The organism is Tabrizicola sp., assembly GCF_030373185.1.
In the GTDB taxonomy this organism is placed as follows: domain Bacteria; phylum Pseudomonadota; class Alphaproteobacteria; order Rhodobacterales; family Rhodobacteraceae; genus Tabrizicola.
In genome coordinates this window covers 540,351-557,734 of record NZ_JAUCZH010000001.1, presented here as the reverse complement: position 1 = coordinate 557,734, position 17,384 = coordinate 540,351, and the positions used below count along the sequence as shown (strand labels likewise).

The 17,384-nt window shown below is 63.2% G+C and carries 17 protein-coding genes; 10 read left to right on the top strand and 7 right to left on the bottom strand.

The genetic code is table 11. The annotated features are described in order from the left end of the window. Positions 1 to 78: 78 nt before the first annotated feature. From rseP to pyrH, 6 genes are all read right to left on the bottom strand, one after another. Positions 79 to 1,404: an RIP metalloprotease RseP gene (gene rseP, locus QUV21_RS02670; RefSeq protein WP_300852996.1), complete on the bottom strand. Its 1,326-nt coding sequence runs from the start codon at positions 1,402 to 1,404 to the stop codon at positions 79 to 81. Between the two features lie 3 nt (positions 1,405 to 1,407). After that, on the bottom strand, positions 1,408 to 2,592 hold the full coding sequence (dxr, locus tag QUV21_RS02665) for a 1-deoxy-D-xylulose-5-phosphate reductoisomerase (RefSeq protein WP_300852995.1): 1,185 nt from the start codon (positions 2,590 to 2,592) through the stop codon (positions 1,408 to 1,410). Positions 2,593 to 2,595: 3 nt separating this feature from the next. Continuing rightward, positions 2,596 to 3,417, bottom strand: coding sequence for a phosphatidate cytidylyltransferase (locus QUV21_RS02660; RefSeq protein ID WP_300852994.1), 822 nt, complete (start codon positions 3,415 to 3,417; stop codon positions 2,596 to 2,598). Next, a complete protein-coding gene (uppS, locus tag QUV21_RS02655; protein ID WP_300852993.1) occupies positions 3,414 to 4,148 on the bottom strand; it encodes a polyprenyl diphosphate synthase in 735 nt (244 codons plus the stop codon). The genes QUV21_RS02660 and uppS overlap by 4 nt, the downstream gene beginning before the upstream one ends. A 28-nt stretch (positions 4,149 to 4,176) precedes the next feature. After that, positions 4,177 to 4,740 carry a ribosome recycling factor gene (frr, locus tag QUV21_RS02650; RefSeq protein ID WP_300852992.1) on the bottom strand — a complete coding sequence of 188 codons (564 nt, stop codon included), beginning with the start codon at positions 4,738 to 4,740 and terminating at the stop codon, positions 4,177 to 4,179. A gap of 211 nt (positions 4,741 to 4,951) precedes the next feature. Further along, positions 4,952 to 5,692 (bottom strand): UMP kinase, encoded by a 741-nt coding sequence (pyrH, locus tag QUV21_RS02645; RefSeq protein ID WP_300852991.1) that lies wholly within the window; start codon positions 5,690 to 5,692, stop codon positions 4,952 to 4,954. A gap of 92 nt (positions 5,693 to 5,784) precedes the next feature. On the opposite strand from pyrH, the gene miaA reads away from it, so the two are divergent. The 6 genes from miaA (at position 5,785) to QUV21_RS02615 (ending at position 14,048) form a co-directional block, all read left to right on the top strand. Continuing rightward, positions 5,785 to 6,651, top strand: coding sequence for a tRNA (adenosine(37)-N6)-dimethylallyltransferase MiaA (gene miaA / locus QUV21_RS02640; protein WP_300852990.1), 867 nt, complete (start codon positions 5,785 to 5,787; stop codon positions 6,649 to 6,651). A 173-nt stretch (positions 6,652 to 6,824) separates the two neighbouring features. Next, the gene (locus tag QUV21_RS02635) at positions 6,825 to 7,622 is read left to right on the top strand and encodes an AraC family transcriptional regulator (RefSeq protein ID WP_300852989.1); all 798 of its coding nucleotides are present in this window, start codon (positions 6,825 to 6,827) and stop codon (positions 7,620 to 7,622) included. Between the two features lie 233 nt (positions 7,623 to 7,855). Further along, positions 7,856 to 9,493, top strand: a complete 1,638-nt coding sequence (locus QUV21_RS02630; protein ID WP_300852988.1) for an ABC transporter substrate-binding protein — start codon at positions 7,856 to 7,858, stop codon at positions 9,491 to 9,493. A 119-nt stretch (positions 9,494 to 9,612) separates the two neighbouring features. Then, a complete protein-coding gene (locus QUV21_RS02625) occupies positions 9,613 to 10,692 on the top strand; it encodes an ABC transporter permease (RefSeq protein ID WP_300852987.1) in 1,080 nt (359 codons plus the stop codon). 11 nt (positions 10,693 to 10,703) lie between these two features. Further along, on the top strand, positions 10,704 to 11,870 hold the full coding sequence (locus QUV21_RS02620) for an ABC transporter permease (RefSeq protein ID WP_300852986.1): 1,167 nt from the start codon (positions 10,704 to 10,706) through the stop codon (positions 11,868 to 11,870). A gap of 90 nt (positions 11,871 to 11,960) precedes the next feature. Further along, the gene (locus QUV21_RS02615; RefSeq protein WP_300852985.1) at positions 11,961 to 14,048 is read left to right on the top strand and encodes an ABC transporter ATP-binding protein; all 2,088 of its coding nucleotides are present in this window, start codon (positions 11,961 to 11,963) and stop codon (positions 14,046 to 14,048) included. 47 nt (positions 14,049 to 14,095) lie between these two features. On the opposite strand, the gene QUV21_RS02610 is transcribed toward QUV21_RS02615, so the two are convergent. Continuing rightward, positions 14,096 to 14,656, bottom strand: coding sequence for a lytic transglycosylase domain-containing protein (locus tag QUV21_RS02610; protein WP_300853479.1), 561 nt, complete (start codon positions 14,654 to 14,656; stop codon positions 14,096 to 14,098). 286 nt (positions 14,657 to 14,942) lie between these two features. Here QUV21_RS02610 and ssb point away from each other — a divergent pair, with 286 nt between their 5' ends. The 4 genes from ssb (at position 14,943) to tpiA (ending at position 17,361) form a co-directional block, all read left to right on the top strand. Further along, positions 14,943 to 15,473 carry a single-stranded DNA-binding protein gene (gene ssb, locus QUV21_RS02605; protein WP_300852984.1) on the top strand — a complete coding sequence of 177 codons (531 nt, stop codon included), beginning with the start codon at positions 14,943 to 14,945 and terminating at the stop codon, positions 15,471 to 15,473. Between the two features lie 122 nt (positions 15,474 to 15,595). After that, entirely contained in the window at positions 15,596 to 15,949 is a 354-nt protein-coding gene (locus QUV21_RS02600) for an SUF system Fe-S cluster assembly protein (RefSeq protein ID WP_300852983.1), read from the top strand. Positions 15,950 to 16,015: 66 nt separating this feature from the next. Further along, on the top strand, positions 16,016 to 16,375 hold the full coding sequence (locus QUV21_RS02595) for an iron-sulfur cluster assembly accessory protein (RefSeq protein ID WP_300852982.1): 360 nt from the start codon (positions 16,016 to 16,018) through the stop codon (positions 16,373 to 16,375). Positions 16,376 to 16,620: 245 nt separating this feature from the next. Next, positions 16,621 to 17,361, top strand: a complete 741-nt coding sequence (tpiA, locus tag QUV21_RS02590; RefSeq protein ID WP_300852981.1) for a triose-phosphate isomerase — start codon at positions 16,621 to 16,623, stop codon at positions 17,359 to 17,361. Positions 17,362 to 17,384: the final 23 nt, after the last annotated feature.

Genomic DNA, 17,384 nt, shown 5'->3' with positions numbered 1-17,384 from the left:
GGTCCCTGTGGATAACTTTCCCACATGTTGTGGTATGCGGCCCATGACTGCGAAAAAGGCATCGCCGCCGTTTCAGGCTCAGACGCAGATCAGATCCCGGCTCAGCGCGAAGGCCATCAGGCCCAGCACCAGTGTCAGGCCGATTGACATCAGAACGCGCAAGGCTCGGTCCGACGGTGGGCGGCGCATCACCGCCTCGTAGGCGTGAAACACCAGATGACCACCATCAAGCACCGGGATCGGGAACAGGTTCAGGATCCCGACACCCAAGGACAGGATGGCCATCATGCTGATGAAATCGATGGCCCCTTTGCGCGCAGCATCGCCCATGGTTTCCGCCATGCCGATCGCGCCCGACAGGTTGCAGGTGCTGAGCTGGCCCACGATCATCTTTCCAAGGCTGCGGAACGTGGTGGTGGTGATCGTCCACATCTGCGCCCCGGAAAGCTGCACCGCCTCCAACAGACCGGGCTGTCGGGTGGCCGGTTCGAAAGCTGCACCGCTTTCAAGACCGATCAGATAGCGTTCCTCGAAGGTGCCGTCCTCTTTCGGCAGGGCGCGGACCCTGGGAGTCAGCGTCACGTCGAAAGTAGCGCCGTCGCGCCAGACCGTCAGGTCGATCGGCGCACCTTCCGTCGCCTTCACGATATCGGGCAATTGCGCGAAGGCGCTGACATCCTGCCCGCCCGCGCGGATGATCACGTCGCCGCCTTTCAGTCCTGCATCCATGGCCGCAGACCGGATCGACACGCCCGCCACAAGCGCCGGAAGCGGGTGCGGACCGGCGACGTCGACTGTCGTGTCGCCACGGCGCAGCGTCCAGACCACCGGCTCATCCACGGGCAGGTCGCGCGCAACCGTCGCAAAGGTTTCCCGATCAGGCGTGGCGCTGCCGTTCAGGGCCAGAACCACATCGCCCGCCACAAGCGAGGTTTCGACCCCGGGCAGAGCCAGAGCCTTGCCGACCGTCACCTCGTCCCGAGGGATGCCAAGCGCCAGGATGATCCCCATGAGGAGCAGAAAGGTCAGGATGAAGTTGGCCACCGGACCGGCAACAACCGTAGCCGACCGCGCCCACAGCGGGGCGCCAGCCATGGTATGGCGGCGTTCACGAGCTGACAGCCCCGACACATCCGCGTGCCGGACCGAGGTCGCATCGGCATCGCCCATGAACCTGACATAGCCACCGAAGGGAACAGCAGCGACCTGCCAGCGGGTGCCGCGCTTGTCGAGGCGGCTCCACAGCACCGGGCCGAAGCCAACCGAGAACACCTCGGAATGGATGCCGGACCAGCGCCCGACAATATAGTGGCCGTATTCATGGACGAAGACGATGATCGACAGGGCCACGATGAAAAAGAACACCGTCCAGGCCGTGCCGCCGATGGCTGCGATGAAGTCCATGCCTTAGCGGCTCCTTGCCTTTTGGCTTGCGATCTCGCCCGCCCTTATCCTTGCCAGATGGTCCATTGCCACCACATCCTCAAGGGCCTCCGGCAGATTTGATCGGCCCATTTCCGGCTCAAGCGCCTCCAGCGTGTCTTCGACCACGCCCGCCATGTCCATGAAGCCGATGCCACCTGCCAGAAAATGATCGAGCGCAATTTCCTTGGCCGCGTTGAAGGCGGCCCCCGCAAGCCCACGCCGCGCCATCACCTCGCGCGCAAGCCGCAGCGCGGGGTAGCGGGCCATTTCCGGCGCGCGGAAGGTCAGCGTCGCCACCTGCGCCAGATCCAGCCGCGCCACCGGCAGCGCGTCGCGCGCGGGCCAGTTCAGCGCGTATCCGATCGAATGGCGCATGTCGGGCGCGCCCATGTGCGCCATGATCGCCCCGTCATGAAAACCGACCATCGAGTGGATCAGGGATTCAGGGTGGATGATCACCTCGACCTGATCCGGGGTGACGCCGAAAAACTCCCGCGTCTCGATCACCTCGAGCGCCTTGTTGAACATCGAGGCCGAATCGATGGTGATCCGCTGCCCCATCGCCCAGTTCGGATGCGCCAGCGCCTCTTTGACGGTGGCCTTGGCCAGAGCTTCCAGCGGCCAGTCGCGCAGCGCGCCCCCCGATGCGGTCAGGATGATCCGTTCCACCGCGCCGATGTCTTCCCCTGTCAGCGCCTGAAAGATTGCCGAATGTTCGCTGTCGACCGGCAGGATCGTGGCACCATGAGCCGCCGCCTCGGCCAGCAGAAGCGGCCCCGCGGTCACGAGGCTTTCCTTGTTGGCCAGCGCCAGCGTCGCGCCATGCCTGAGCGCCCGGAACCCCGGCACAAGGCCGGCCGCCCCGACAATCGCGCTCATCACCCAGTCGGCCGGGCGATCTGCCGCTTCGGCAATCGCTTCCGGCCCGGCCGCGGTCTCGACCCCGGACCCCGCCAGCCTGTCGCGCAATTCCGCCAGACTGGAAGCGTCAGCACAAACCGCCACTTCGGCCCGCAATTCACGCGCCATGTCGGCCAGCCGCGTGATGTTCTGCCCTCCTGTCAGGGCAACCACCCGATAGGCATCCGCGCCCCCGGCACGCTGGATCAGATCAAACGTCTGTTCACCGACAGACCCCGTCGCCCCGAAGATGGAAATGCTGCGCAACCGTCAGCCCCCGATCGCAGGGGCCACGGGCAGGAACAGCTCAAGCGCCATCACCGCGACCACCGCACCGATAAATGCATCGAACCGGTCCAGCACCCCGCCATGCCCCGGGATAAGCCGCGAGGCATCCTTGACCCCAGACCGCCGCTTCAGCCAGCTTTCTGCCACATCCCCCATCTGCCCGGCAAAGGCGACGATGGGAGACAGCACGATCAACCAGATCCCGCCATGACCGGCCGACCAGAAGGCCGCCCCCACCAGCGCCGCCCCGATCCAGCCCGCCACCGTGCCGGACCACGTCTTTTTCGGGCTGATCGCGGGCCAGAACTTCGGCCCGCCAAGCATCCGCCCCGCGAAATAGCCCAGCACGTCCGAGGCAATGACCACCGCCACCAGCCACAGGATCGCCAGCGTCCCTGCCCCGTCGCGCAGGTCTACCAGACCATATCCCGCAAGCATGATGGCCAGCGCATAGGCCGATGACAGTCTGCGGTCGCGCCGGGGCGTCAGGGCCAGCATCAGCGTCGGCACCACAAGGAACAAAACCGCCACTTCGGTCCGCAAGACCAAGGCCGCCGTCAGCGCCGCCCCCGCCACCACACCCAGGGTCACCGGAGTATTCCGCCGGGCAGGCGCGGTCATCGTGGCCAGCTCCCACATCATAAGGGCGGTCAACACGATGACCAACGCGGCAAACGCTATCCCGCCCAGCCAGATTTCCGCCGCCCCCACAAGGATCATGACGATAGCCGACAGGATCCGTGTGCGCAGGTCGCCCCACTTCGCGGTTGCAGTCTGACCGTCGGGCAACGGCGCAGGCGTCATCCCTGCACCCCGCCGAAGCGTCGTTCGCGGTTGGAAAAGCGATTGACGATTCCGGCCAGTTCCTCGGCCGTGAAATCCGGCCAGAGCGTGCCGGTGAATTCATATTCGGCATAGGCCGCCTGCCATGGCAGGAAGTTCGAGGTCCGGGTCTCGCCCGAGGTGCGGATCACAAGGTCGGGGTCCGGCAGGCCGCCGGTATCCAGGCGCTCGGCAAAGGCGGCTTCGGTCAGGTGGCGGGGGTCCAGAAGGCCCGAGGCCACCTCATCGGCAATCTTGCGCGCCGCGCGAAAGATCTCATCCCGCCCACCGTAATTGACCGCGACCGTCAGGTTCAGCCGGTCCAGCCCCGCCGTCCGCGCCTCGATCCCGGCCATGAGACGCTGGAGTTTCGGATCAAGCCTGCCGCGTTCCCCGATAAAGCGCATCCGCACGCCCGCCTGTGCCAGCCTTTCGGCCTCGCGTTCGATGTAGCGGGCGAAAATCGACATCAAACCAAGGACTTCTTCGGTGGACCGCTTCCAGTTCTCGGTTGAAAAGGCGTAAAGGGTCAGCCATTTGATCCCAAGATCAGGGGCGGTGCGCACGATCTCGCGCACCCGTTCTGCCCCACGCCGATGGCCAACAAGACGCGGCCAGCCCCGATTGGTGGCCCAGCGGCCGTTGCCATCCATGATTATCGCCAGATGATTGACCGGCCTAAGGCCGACCTCGTTCTGCAAGTCCTTGGACAACGGCCGTCCCTCCCGCCAGACCCTCTGGTCAGACCTGCATGATTTCCTGCTGCTTGGCTTCCAGCGCCCGGTCGACCGCGGCAATCGCCTTGTCGGTCAGTTCCTGCACTTCTTCGGACCACATCTTCTGGTCATCCTCGCCCATGCCGGACGCCTTGGCCTTCTTGATCTGGTCCATCCCGTCACGGCGGATGTTGCGGATCGCCACCTTGGCGTTTTCGGCATAGGTGCCGGCAACCTTGGAGAGCTCGCGCCGACGTTCCTCGTTCAGTTCGGGGATCGGCAGGCGGATCAGCGGGCCATCGCTGATCGGGTTGATCCCGATACCGCTTTCGCGGATCGCCTTTTCGATCTTAGAGATCATCGCCTTGTCCCAGACGTTGATCACCACCATCCGCGGTTCCGGCACGTTGACCGTGCCAAGCTGGTTGATCGGGGTCATCTGGCCATAGGCGTCAACCTGGATCGGCTCCACGATCGACGCCGAGGCCCGGCCGGTGCGCAACGAGGCGAATTCGGTCTTGAGCGCGTTCATCGCGCCATCCATCCGGCGTTGCAGCGCGTCGGTGTCGATTTCAAGGTCGTCTGCCATGAAGAAGGCTCCTTACTTCAGCCCGCCGGTCACGGCGAGGTCGCGATTTCCGGCTCTATAGCAGAGCCGCAGCCCGTGGGTATAGGCCAAAGCCGCAAGTCTTTGAAGCCCAAGGGCAGGATGGCAGCTCCCGACCGGCGATTCGCATTTGATTCGTGTCCGTGCGATGAACCATGCCGCAAGCTGGGCGGCCAAGCCGGAAAGTCCGGCTTCAGCCTTGCACGCGCGTATAAGTCCCCTCGCCCGCCAGAATGCCGCGAAATCCCCCCGGCTCGTCAAGCGAGAAGACGATGATCGGCAGGTCGTTGTCACGGGCCAGTGCGATGGCAGTGGCATCCATGACGCCAAGGTGCTTTTCCAACACCTCGTCATAGCTCACTTCATTATAACGCTTCGCATCTGCATGCTTTTTGGGATCCTTGTCATAGACCCCGTCGACCTTGGTTCCCTTGAAGATCGCCTGACAGGCCATTTCGGAGGCGCGCAGGGTCGCCGCGGTGTCGGTCGTGAAATAGGGGTTGCCGGTGCCGGCGGCAAAGATGCAGACCCGCTTCTTTTCCAGATGCCGGACGGCGCGGCGACGGATGTAGGGCTCACATACCTGATCCATCGGGATGGCGCTGATGACCCGGGTGAAAACCCCGATCTCCTCCAGGGCCGACTGCATCGCCAGCGCGTTCATCACTGTTGCCAGCATCCCCATGTAATCCGCCGTGGTGCGTTCCATCCCCTGGGCGCTGCCTTGCAAACCCCTGAAAATGTTGCCGCCCCCGATGACCATGCAGATCTCGACCCCAAGGTCGCGGACCGACTTAACCTCTTGGGCAATCCGCGCAACGGTGGGCGGATGCAGGCCATAGCCCTGATCCCCCATCAGCGCCTCGCCCGAGATCTTCAGCATCACGCGGCTGTATTTCACCGCAGCACCGGTTTCGGTGGCTGTTCCGGACATGGCACCCCCTGCATATCGTTTTCTGTTTGGACTGAGCCGCAAAATGTCGCAAAACCGCGGCGGGTTCAACCGGGGATCGGGCGGGGTTCGGGATGCGGATCGAAAGCATTTCACGCGAGGCGCCGGTGTTGATCGCCGGGCCGACCGCAAGCGGCAAATCGGCGCTGGCGATGGAAATCGCGGCGCGCGACGGGCGGCTGATTGTCAATGCCGATGCGTTGCAAGTCTATGATAACTGGCGGATTCTGACGGCCCGACCCAGCCCCGAAGACGAAACGGCCTTGCCCCATGCGCTTTACGGGCATGTCGCGCGGGACATCGCCTATTCTGTGGGACACTGGCTGCGCGAGGTGGCCCCTCTCTTGTCGCGGCCTGTGGTGATCGTGGGGGGAACGGGGCTCAATTTCAATGCCTTGACCCGTGGTCTGGCCGAAATCCCGGAAACTCCGGCCGGGATTCGGGCCGAGGCGGATGCCCGGATCAAGGCTGAGGGGCATGAGCGGCTTCTGGCCGAGCTTGACCCCGAAACCGCCGCGCGGATCGACCATCAGAACGGCGTCCGTGTTCAGCGCGCGTGGGAGGTGCTGCGTGCCACCGGGCGCGGGCTTGCGGCGTGGCAGGCCGAAACACCGCCGCCCCTCTTGCCACGTGACCAAGTCGAAGCCATTGCTCTTGCACCGGAAACCGGTTGGCTGAACGACCGTATCGACCGCCGTTTCGCCGCGATGCTGGCCAATGGCGCGCTGGACGAGGCGCGGGCGAACCTTCCCGGCTGGAACCCCGCCCTGCCATCGTCACGCGCCATCGGCGGGCCGGAACTGATCGCTTGCCTCCAAGGCCGGATCAGCCTTGACGAAGCCGCCGAGGCCGCTGTTGTCGCAAGCCGCCAATACGCCAAGCGGCAGCGAACATGGTTCAGATCGAACATGGCTGACTGGAGGCAGCTTTCCTTGCCTTGACTTGGGGTTGCGAGGTGAACTTACAGCAAGAAACTGGTCATCCACAGGGTTATGCACAGGATTTTGCAACATCGGTGGGTAACTTGGGCCGCCTGCGTCCGATTTTGCTTGGGATGTGATGCCCGCGCTGCTTAAGCTTGCGGCTAAACGCCATTCCCGTGGGATATTTCGCCATGACTGTCGCTTCGCCCGCTTCGCCATCCCGGCTTGTCGCGATTCCGCGCCTCATGGCAGGGGGTCGCTGGCGGGTAGAGGCGATGCGGTCAATCTCGGAACCGTGCTTCTTGTGGTTCACGAAGGGTCAAGGCCGGATCACCATCTCGGGGGTGACCCGGGGCTACACGGCGCACAACGCCATCTACATTCCGGCTGGTGTCATGCATGGGTTCGAAGCCGGGCCACAGGTGTTTGGCGCGGCGCTCTTCTTCGGTCGTGATACCGACATCGTGCTGCCGAAGACCCCGCTGCACCTGCGCATCCGCGAAGTGCATGCCCAACAGGAAGTGAACATCCTGCTGGACGCCATCCAGCGCGAGATCGAGAGCGACACCCCCGCGCATGATCGGGCGACCCGACATTACATCGGCCTTCTGGGCGTCTGGCTGGAACGGCAGGCCCGCAAGGCCGACCCGGATTCCCCGCGACCGGATGCGACGCGGCGGCTGGTCGCGCGCTACACCGCGCTTTTGGAACGCAACTTCCGTACTGGCATGGGCGTGGCTGATTTCGCCACCGCGCTGGGTGTAACGCCCACCCATCTGACGCGGTGCTGCAACAGCGCCTGCGGCCGCCCCGCAAGCGCCTTGCTGCAAGACCGCCGCATCTTCGAGGCACGCAAGCTGCTGACGGAAACGCGGATGCCGGTGGGGCGGATCGCAGAGCAACTTGGCTTCAACTCTCCGGCCTACTTCACCCGAGCTTTCCACCATCTGACGGGGAAATCACCTTCCAGCTTCCGTCGCGGCGCCTGATCGCGCGAATTCGGCAGAGAATTGGACGTTTTCGACAGGTAAATGTCGTAAATTTGCTGTCATGCGGCGAAAGCAGCCGTTGACGTCAGGCTCAAAAAGTTGCGCAATGGGCCGTGGGGTGCGCCGATGCGCAGACTGGCGGCAGCGGAAACCGGCAAACCGGACCAAGACGTCGGACTGAGTGAATGCGTTACCAAAACCAACAAACAAAAATACCTGTCAGGGAGACAAGAATGACCTACAAGACCCGCGCTGCCGCGCTTCATCCGGCAGCAAAGATGCACGCCGAAGAGTTTGCGGCCGGCAAGATCAGCCGCCGCGAATTTCTCACTCGCACCACCGCTATGGGCGTCTCTGCCGTCGCAGCTTATGGCCTGATCGGCCTGCCCACCCCGGCACAAGCCGAAGCCCACGCCAAGGTTGGCGGTATCGTCCGCTGCGCCATGGAAGTGAAAGGCACCAAGGATCCGCGTCTGGCTGACTGGCCGCAGATTTCCAACGTCTATCGCGGCTGGCTGGAATATCTGATCCAGTACAACTCGGACGGCACTTTCGAAGGCCGCCTGCTGGAAAGCTGGGAAGCCAACGAGGATGCGACTGTCTACACGCTGAAGGTCCGCCCGGGCGTGACCTGGAACAACGGCGATGCCTTCACCGCCGATGACGTGGTGCGCAACTTCGCCCGCTGGACCGACGGCAATGTCGAAGGCAACGCGATGGCCAGCCGCTTCCTCGGTCTGGTGGACGAAGCGACAAAGAGCCTGCGCGAAGGTGCCGTGGTCAAGGTTGACGACATGACGGTCCAGCTGAACCTGTCCACCTCGGACGTGGCTGTGGTTCCGAACCTGGCCGACTACCCGGCTGCCGTTGTCCATGCCAGCTTTGTTGACGGCGAAGATCCTTCGGCAAACCCGATCGGCACCGGTCCTTACGTTCCGCAGGAAATCTCGGTCGGCCAGAAGGCCGTTCTGGTCCGCGCGCCGAACCACAACTGGTGGGGCGGCACGGCACCTTTGGACGAGATTCACTACATCGACTTTGGTACCGACCCGTCGACCATGGTGAACCTCGCCGCTTCGGACGAGATCGACGCCAACTACGAGACAACGGGTGATTTCATCGAGCAGATGGAAACGCTTGGCTGGCAGCGCAAGGAAGTGGTCACGGCCGCAACCCTCGTTGTGCGGATGAACTCGGCCACGTCCGATCTTTACAAGGACAAGGCTGTGCGTCAGGCCATCCAGCTGGCGGTCGATCCGGCGGTCGTGCTGGAACTGGGTTACAACAACCTTGGCACCACCGCAGAAAACCACCATTCCTGCCCGGTTCACCCGGAATATGCCGAGCTTCCGGCGCAGGTGATCAACCCGGCCAATCTGAAACCGGCGCTGGAAGCAGCCGGGCTCGGCGACGCCGAACTTGAGATCATCTCGCTGGACGACGGGTTCGAAGCCTCGACCACCGCAGCCGTGGTGGCACAGCTGAAAGACGCCGGCGCGAACGTGAAGCACACGGTCATGCCGGGTTCGACCTTCTGGAACGACTGGCAGAAGTATCCCTTCTCCTCGACCACCTGGAACCACCGGCCGCTGGCAGTGCAGAACATGGCACTTGCCTATACTTCAACCGGGTCGTGGAACGAATCCGGCATGGCCAATGCCGAGTTCGACGCCGCAATGACCAAGGCGCTGTCGCTGGCCGACGCGGATAAGCGGCGTGAGGTCATGGCGACGCTGCAATCGATCCTGCAGGATGAAGGCTATATCATCCAGCCCTACTGGCGGTCGCTGTTTGCCCACGTCAAGGAAGGCTTCAACGTCGAGCGTCACCCGTCGAACGAGCATCACCACTACAAGTGGTCGCTCGTCTGACGCAGGCAACGGACCGGGCGCGCGGATGACGCGCGCCCGGCAAACCACAGCTACCCCCGCCATCCGCCGCCGCCCGAAAGGGTCGGCCTGATTGCCCGCAGGGAGCAAAGGCTACAGCCATGCTGACTTTCATCGCGCGCCGACTGGGGCTTATGCTTCTGACGGCTTTCGTCCTTACCTTCGTGGTCTTCTTTCTGACCAACCTGCCACCGAACCTTGAAAAGCTGGCGCGCAGCGAAGGCTCGGTGCGGATGACGGATGAATCCGTTGCCGCCTGGATCGAACAAAATGGCCATGGCGGGTCGGTCTTTGCCCGGTATGGCCAGTGGCTTGGGGTTGTCCCCGGCTGGACCCGCACCGATGACAAGGGGGTGACGCGCGGCCGCTGCATCCAACCGCGACAAGACCCGGCCGAAGCCGCGCGCTTCTGCGGGATCCTGCAAGGCGACTGGGGCTTTTCCACCTTCTTCAAGAAAGACGTCCTGCCGTCCCTGTCCGAGAAACTGGCCGCAACCGGCTGGCTGATGATGTGGGTGATGATCGTGATGGTGCCGACAGCGCTGGTTATCGGCGTCGTGTCCGGCATGCGCGAAGGCAGCCGGACTGACCGCGTCCTGTCCACCTTCTCCATCGCCTCGACAGCCACGCCGGAATATGTGTCGGGGGTCATTCTTGTGGCGCTGTTCGCCTCTCCGGTCACCGGGCTTTCGCCGATGCTGGCGGAATGGGGCTGGATCGACGGGCGGACCCTGTTTCAGGGTGCCGCCTCGCCCGACCGGATCACCTTCTGGAGCTTTACCCTGCCGGTCCTGACCATCGCCCTTTATGGCATCGGCTATATCGCCCGGATGACCCGTGCCTCGATGACCGAGGTGATGACGGCGCAATACATCCGCACCGCGCGGCTGAAAGGGGTCAGCTTCGGTCAGGTGGTTGTGCGGCACGCGCTGCGCAACGCGCTGATCGCGCCGTTCACCGTGATCATGCTACAGTTCCCATGGCTTTTGAACGGCGTCGTGATTGTTGAAACCTTGTTCAATTACAAGGGCTTCGGCTGGACGCTGGTCCAGGCTGCCGGCAACAATGACATCAACCTGCTGCTCGGCTGTTCGGTCGTGGCTGTGTTCGTGGTGCTGGTGACCCAGCTTATCTCGGACATCGGCTATGTCTTCCTGAACCCGCGCATCCGGCTTTCATAAGGGGCGTCACCATGGACGAACTACTTTCCTGGGGTGCCATTCTCGGCCGGGTCGCGGTGCAATTCCTGCCGGTCTGGATTGCGCTTGTGGTCACCTATGCCGTCTCCATCACCTTCAAGCGGCGGCTGGGGCTTTATGGCAAGCTCTTTGACAGCCCGGTCGGCATGATCGGCTTTGGGATCGTGATGTTCTGGGTCTTCACGGCACTTTTTGCCGACCAGGTCATTACCCATGACCCGCTGGCGCAGTTTTCCGGCATGAAGAACAAGGTGCCAGGCACCCCGCTGGCCAATTCGCCCGAGGGCCAGTATGGCTGGTTCCTGTTCGGCGGCGACCATCTGGCCCGCGATGTCTTCAGCCGGATGGTGATGGGCGCGCGCTCGGTCTTGTCGATCGCCCCGGCGGCCACGGCCTTCGCCTTCATGGTCGGCATCACGCTTGGGGTGCCTGCGGGCTATTTCGGCGGGCGGCTCGACACATCGCTGTCGTTCATTGCCAACCTTGTGCTGGCCTTCCCGGTGATCCTGCTGTTCTACCTTCTGGTCACGCCCGAGATCCGGCTGACCGGAATCCCGGTGGTGCTGGCTGCGGTCCTGTTCATCTTTCCGATCATCTTCCTGACCATCCTGTTCAACGCGCGCTATTTCACTGACCCGAAAAAGCGCAACCTCTATGTCGGGATCGTTCTGGTGCTTGGCTTCTGGGCCTATTCCGGTCTGGCCTTCAACATGGATCCCTTGGGCGTCTGGTCGATGGACCCGAACCTTCTGAACGTCTTCGTATCGGTCGTCTTCGTGAACTCGCCCACCGTGTTCCGCATCGTGCGCGGCATCGTGATGGACCTGAAGGCGCGCGACTATGTGGCTGCGGGCCAGACCCGGGGCGAAGGCCCATGGTACATCATGCTGTGGGAGATCCTGCCCAACGCACGCGGGCCGCTGATCGTCGATTTCTGCCTGCGCATCGGCTACACCACGATCCTGCTTGGTACCCTTGGCTTCTTTGGCCTTGGCGTGGCACCGGACAGCCCGGACTGGGGCTCGACCATCGATGATGGCAGGAAGACGCTCAGCCTCTTTCCCCATGCCGCTGTCGTTCCCGCACTGGCCCTGATGAGTCTGGTCCTCGGCCTCAACCTTCTGGCCGACGGCCTGCGTGAAGAAAGCCTTAGGGACTGATGCCTGCCCGGCTTTCATCTGTCCCGAAATATCCCGGGGGTCCGGGGGCTGGCCCCCGGTCCCGCCCGCTCCAGCAATCGCGAGGCTGCCATGACTGAGAACACCTGGGATCCATCAAAGCCAATCCTCGAGATAGAGAATCTTTCGATCTCGTTCTTCACCCGCCTGCGCGAGATTCCGGCGGTGATGGATTTTTCCTGCAGCGTCATGGCAGGCGAGGCGATGGGTCTGGTCGGCGAAAGCGGTTGCGGCAAATCCACCGTGGCGCTGGCGGTGATGCGCGACCTTGGCAAGAACGGCAAGATCGTCGCAGGATCGATCAAGTTCAAGGGCCGCGACCTGACCAATATGGACGATGAAGAACTGCGCCACATCCGCGGCTCCGAGATCGCGATGATCTATCAGGAACCGATGGCCTCGCTGAACCCGGCGATGAAGATCGGCGCGCAGCTGGCCGAAGTGCCGATGATCCATTCCGGCATGTCAAAGGATGAGGCGTGGAAACTGGCCCGCCAGATCGTCGCCGACGTCCGCCTGCCGGACCCTGACCGGATCATCAACGCCTATCCGCATCAGCTTTCGGGCGGCCAGCAGCAGCGCATCGTCATCGCCATGGCGCTGATGGCCAAGCCCGCGCTTCTGATCCTCGATGAACCCACCACCGCGCTTGACGTGACGGTGGAAGCCGGGATCGTCGATCTGGTCAAGGAACTGGGCGAAAAATACGGCACCTCGATGCTGTTCATCAGCCACAACCTTGGTCTGGTGATGGATGTCTGCGACCGGATCTGCGTCATGTACTCTGGCGAGGCCGTGGAAACCGGCAATGTTGTCGAGGTTTTCGACAAGATGCGCCACCCCTATACGCAGGCTCTCTTCCGTTCGATCCCGCTGCCGGGCGCTGACAAGAACGCCCGACCGCTGATTTCGATTCCCGGCAACTTCCCCCTGCCCCACGAACGCCCTCCGGGCTGCAACTTCGGCCCGCGCTGCGATTACTTCGAGAAGGGCCGCTGCGATGCCGCCGACATCCCGATGGATCCGGTACCCGGCGGCGACCGCCACGGCTCGCGCTGCCTGCGCTGGACCGAGATTGACTGGGACGCCCCCCCCGCCAAGCGGGCGGTCAAGCAAAAGGCCCCGATCGGCGAAGTCGTGCTGAGGATGGAAGATCTCAGGAAATACTATGACGTGGCCACGGGCGCTTTTGGCGGTGGCGAGAAGAAGGTGGTCAAGGCCAACGAAACCCTCAGCTTCGAGGCGCGAGAGGGTGAAACCCTTGCCATCGTCGGTGAAAGCGGCTGCGGCAAGTCGACCTTTGCAAAGGTGCTGATGGGGCTGGAAACGGCCACTTCCGGGTCAATCATGCTGTTTGATGAAAATGTGCAGTCGACCCCGATCCAGAAGCGCAACACCGATACGGTGTCCTCGGTGCAGATGGTGTTCCAGAACCCCTTCGACACGCTGAACCCGTCGATGAATGTCGGCCGCCAGATCATCAGGGCGCTGGAGATCTTCAAGCATGGCAATTCGGACGCCGAACGCCACGCTCGGATGCTGGAACTTCTGGATCTGGTGAAACTGCCCCGCGCCTTTGCCGACCGGATGCCGCGCCAGCTTTCCGGCGGACAGAAGCAGCGTGTCGGGATCGCGCGGGCCTTTGCGGGCGGGGCCAAGGTGGTGGTGGCAGATGAGCCGGTTTCGGCGCTGGATGTCAGCGTGCAGGCCGCCGTCACCGATCTCTTGATGGACATCCAGCGCGAGAACCGGACCACGCTTCTGTTCATCAGCCACGACCTGTCCATCGTGCGCTATCTGTCTGACCGGGTCATGGTGATGTATCTTGGCCATGTGGTCGAGATGGGGACCACCGATCAGGTCTTCCAGCCGCCCTATCACCCCTATACCGAGGCGCTTTTGTCTGCTGTGCCGATTGCCGATACCAAGATCACCCGCAAGCGGATCGTGCTGGAAGGTGACATCCCCTCGGCAATGAATCCCCCGCCGGGCTGCCCGTTCCAGACCCGGTGTCGCTGGAAGTCTCAGGTTCCGGGCGGCCTTTGTGACCGCGAGATGCCCCCGGTTCAGGTGCTGGAAGGCGGCCATAACATCAAGTGCCACCTGTCGGCCGAAATTCTTGCCAGCATGGAACCGGTTATCAAGATGGCGGCTGAATAGACCGTGCCTGCAATCAAAGATCGGCGGGGCGGGCGCTTCAGCCCGCCTTAGCCAAGGATCGCCTTGACGTAATTCTCGGTCTCGGCATAGGGCGGGATACCGTCATGCTGTTCCACGGCACCCGGTCCGGCATTGTAGGCGGCAAGGGCCAGCCGCCAGCTGCCGAACTTGTCATACATCATCCGGAGATAGCGCGCGCCGCCGTCAAGGTTCTGGGCCGGGTCATCAATCTTGACCCCCAGACTATCGGCTGTCCCCGGCATCAGCTGCGCGAGCCCCGTGGCCCCCTTGTGCGATACCGCCCCCGGGTTCCAGCCGCTTTCCTGCTGGACCAGCCGCAAGAACAGGTCTTCGGGAATGCCATGCTTGCGTGCGGCGGCCTTGGCCACCTCCAGGTATTCGCCCTTGTAGCTGCCCTTGTAGCGCGGCGTTGCTTCCGCAATCCCGGCTTCGCCCTTCTTGAACTTGGGCGTCAGCTTGACCGATCCACTGTATTGCTTGGAAAGCTTTTCATCGATCAGCCGGGACTGGGATTGAAACAGCGCATTGCGGGACTTGGTGGACCCGGTCAGCTTCAACCCTTCGGCAAGCGGCGCGGACGCCGACATTGCAAACGCAAAGACTGCACCGGTGAAACCGGTGACGCATTTTCCAAGATTACCCACGCGGCCCACCCATAGCAGCAGCAACCGTCAAACTATAGCGGACTGCCACCAGATTTCCAGCCGCAATCCGGCTGGTCTTGTCCACTGCCCCTGAACCATCCGCGGTCCGGAGCAACCTTTTGCCGATATCTGCGCACCAAGGCGAGTTGCGGCTGCCTATAGCGTCGGTATAGGTTTGTTAACCAAACGGCGGTGAAGCTGCCGTGGCGACACATACAGGGAGAATCGCATGGCGGGGTCGGTCAACAAGGTCATCATCGTGGGCAACCTCGGCCGCGACCCGGAGGTGCGGAATTTCCCGAATGGCGGCAAGGTTGTGAACCTGCGCATCGCCACCTCGGAAAACTGGCGCGACAAGCAGACGGGTGAACGCAAGGAACGCACCGAATGGCATTCGGTTGCGATCTTCAACGAAGCGCTGGGCAAGATTGCCGAACAGTATCTGCGCAAAGGGTCGACCGTCTATATCGAGGGCCAGCTTGAGACCCGCAAATGGCAGGACCAGTCCGGGGCAGACCGCTATACGACCGAGGTCGTGGTCCGGCCCTTCCGGGGCGAGTTGACGCTGCTGGGTGGCCGTGACAGCGGCGGCTCGGGTGGCGGCGGTGGCGGCGGATATGACGACCGTGGCGGTCAGGACGACTATGGCAGTCAGGGAAGCGGCTCGTCTTCGGGCGGACGCGGGGGATCGGGCGGTTCATCTTCGGGCGGTTCATCTTCGGGCGGGCGGTCCGACATGGATGATGAAATTCCGTTCTGACCGGGCGTTCTGGCCGGCATCGTCCCGGCATCGTCCCGGCATCGTTCCGGCGGCTCTGGACCTTGACCCGGCTATTCCCTATATAATCGGTCAACATCCATGAAGACGCCGGGGCAAACGCGATGCAGGACCAGATCGAGGGCAAACCGCTGATCAAGCCCTCCAGCACCGACCATCCGCTTTATCCGCAGATCGTCGAGGCGTGCCGGACAGTGTTCGACCCGGAAATTCCGGTGAACATCTACGATCTTGGTCTGGTCTACACGATCGAGATTGGCGCCGATTCCGAAGTTGACGTCACCATGACCCTGACCGCCCCCGGCTGCCCGGTGGCCGGTGAAATGCCAGGATGGGTGGCCGAGGCGATCGAGCCCTTGCCCGGGGTCAAGCATGTCGATGTCCATATGACCTTTGACCCGCCATGGGGCATGGACATGATGTCCGACGAGGCCCGGCTAGAACTGGGCTTCATGTAACCGAAGGCTAAGGCTTGAACGGGTTCCCGGTCGGGACTACCTTCAGGTCAACCGAAAGGACCGCAGATGTTCGGCATTCCCGGCAAGGCCGCTGTCACCCTGACCCCCGCCGCCACCCGCCAGATCGCCCGGTTGATGGAACGTCAGGGCTCATCCGGCTTGCGCATCGGCGTCAAGAAGGGCGGTTGCGCGGGCATGGAATACACCATGGACTATGTCACTTCGGTCAACCCGCTTGACGAAGTGGTGGAGCAGGACGGCGCCCGGGTGATGATTGCGCCCATGGCGCAGATGTTCCTGATCGGCACCGAGATCGACTATGAGGCGGGTTTGCTGGAAGCCGGTTTCAAGTTCCGCAACCCGAATGTGGTTGAAGCCTGCGGCTGCGGCGAGTCGATCAAGTTCAAGGACGCGCCTGCCGCCTGAACTCCCGCAGCTAGCAGCGCTGACTTCACGGTGCGGCAAAGCCGCAAGCCCGGATCTCTCGCCCCGACACGAGGCGCGCCACCGCGAGCCCGTCAGGGGGCGTTCCGCCCCCTCGCCCCGGAAAGGTCCGGGGCTCACCCCCAGAGGATATTTGCGCAGAGAGGAAGGGCGAAGGTCACCGCTTGGGGCTTTTCCTTTCGCGGGCGAGACGATAGGCCTTGGTCCCAGCGCAAGGGAGATGGTCCATGAAGAAACTCGCCGCCGGAAACTGGAAGATGAACGGGACGGCTGCGGCCCTTGCCGAAGTCGAGGCGCTTCTGGCCGCGCACCCTGCCCCGGCTTGCGAGATGCTGCTTTGTCCGCCCGCGACGCTGATTGCGCAGATGGCCCAAGCGGCGCGGGGCAGCGCCTTGATGGTGGGCGGGCAGGATTGCCACCCCAAGGCCTCGGGCGCGCATACCGGCGACATTTCGGCCGCGATGCTGAAGGACGCCGGGGCCAGCCATGTGATCCTTGGCCATTCCGAACGCCGGGCCGATCATGGCGAAACCGATGCGCTCGTGCGCGCCAAGGCCGAAGCCGTGATTGGCGCCGGTCTGATGGCGGTGGTCTGCATTGGCGAGACCGAGGCGGAACGCGACGGCGGGCAGACCCTGACGGTGATCGGTGGCCAGCTGGACGGGTCGGTTCCGGCAGGTGCCACCGCAGCGACGCTGGTGGTCGCCTATGAGCCGGTCTGGGCCATCGGCACCGGGCGCACCCCAACACTGACCGAAATTGGTGAGGTGCATGCCTTTCTGCGCGACCGGCTGCGCGGTCTGGTCGGGGGGGAAGCGGACGGCGTGCGTCTGCTTTACGGCGGGTCTGTAAAGCCTTCGAACGCGGCCGAGATCTTTGCTGTGCCGCATGTCGACGGCGCGCTGGTCGGTGGGGCAAGTCTGAAGGCCGCTGATTTCGGGGCAATCGTCGCTGCCCTTTCGGCCTGACGACATTCGGGGGTCGCGGACAG

Excerpts from the sequence above, each read along its gene's own strand:
- QUV21_RS02615 (WP_300852985.1), top strand. The coding sequence starts at position 11,961 with ATGACTGAGAACACCTGGGATCCATCAAAGCCAATCCTCGAGATAGAG.
- pyrH (WP_300852991.1), bottom strand. The coding sequence starts at position 5,692 with ATGTCCGGAACAGCCACCGAAACCGGTGCTGCGGTGAAATACAGCCGC.
- frr (WP_300852992.1), bottom strand. The coding sequence starts at position 4,740 with ATGGCAGACGACCTTGAAATCGACACCGACGCGCTGCAACGCCGGATG.
- miaA (WP_300852990.1), top strand. The coding sequence starts at position 5,785 with ATGCGGATCGAAAGCATTTCACGCGAGGCGCCGGTGTTGATCGCCGGG.
- QUV21_RS02660 (WP_300852994.1), bottom strand. The coding sequence starts at position 3,417 with ATGACGCCTGCGCCGTTGCCCGACGGTCAGACTGCAACCGCGAAGTGG.
- ssb (WP_300852984.1), top strand. The coding sequence starts at position 14,943 with ATGGCGGGGTCGGTCAACAAGGTCATCATCGTGGGCAACCTCGGCCGC.
- QUV21_RS02600 (WP_300852983.1), top strand. The coding sequence starts at position 15,596 with ATGCAGGACCAGATCGAGGGCAAACCGCTGATCAAGCCCTCCAGCACC.
- QUV21_RS02620 (WP_300852986.1), top strand. The coding sequence starts at position 10,704 with ATGGACGAACTACTTTCCTGGGGTGCCATTCTCGGCCGGGTCGCGGTG.
- QUV21_RS02610 (WP_300853479.1), bottom strand. The coding sequence starts at position 14,656 with ATGTCGGCGTCCGCGCCGCTTGCCGAAGGGTTGAAGCTGACCGGGTCC.
- QUV21_RS02635 (WP_300852989.1), top strand. The coding sequence starts at position 6,825 with ATGACTGTCGCTTCGCCCGCTTCGCCATCCCGGCTTGTCGCGATTCCG.
- QUV21_RS02630 (WP_300852988.1), top strand. The coding sequence starts at position 7,856 with ATGACCTACAAGACCCGCGCTGCCGCGCTTCATCCGGCAGCAAAGATG.
- rseP (WP_300852996.1), bottom strand. The coding sequence starts at position 1,404 with ATGGACTTCATCGCAGCCATCGGCGGCACGGCCTGGACGGTGTTCTTT.
- QUV21_RS02625 (WP_300852987.1), top strand. The coding sequence starts at position 9,613 with ATGCTGACTTTCATCGCGCGCCGACTGGGGCTTATGCTTCTGACGGCT.
- QUV21_RS02595 (WP_300852982.1), top strand. The coding sequence starts at position 16,016 with ATGTTCGGCATTCCCGGCAAGGCCGCTGTCACCCTGACCCCCGCCGCC.
- tpiA (WP_300852981.1), top strand. The coding sequence starts at position 16,621 with ATGAAGAAACTCGCCGCCGGAAACTGGAAGATGAACGGGACGGCTGCG.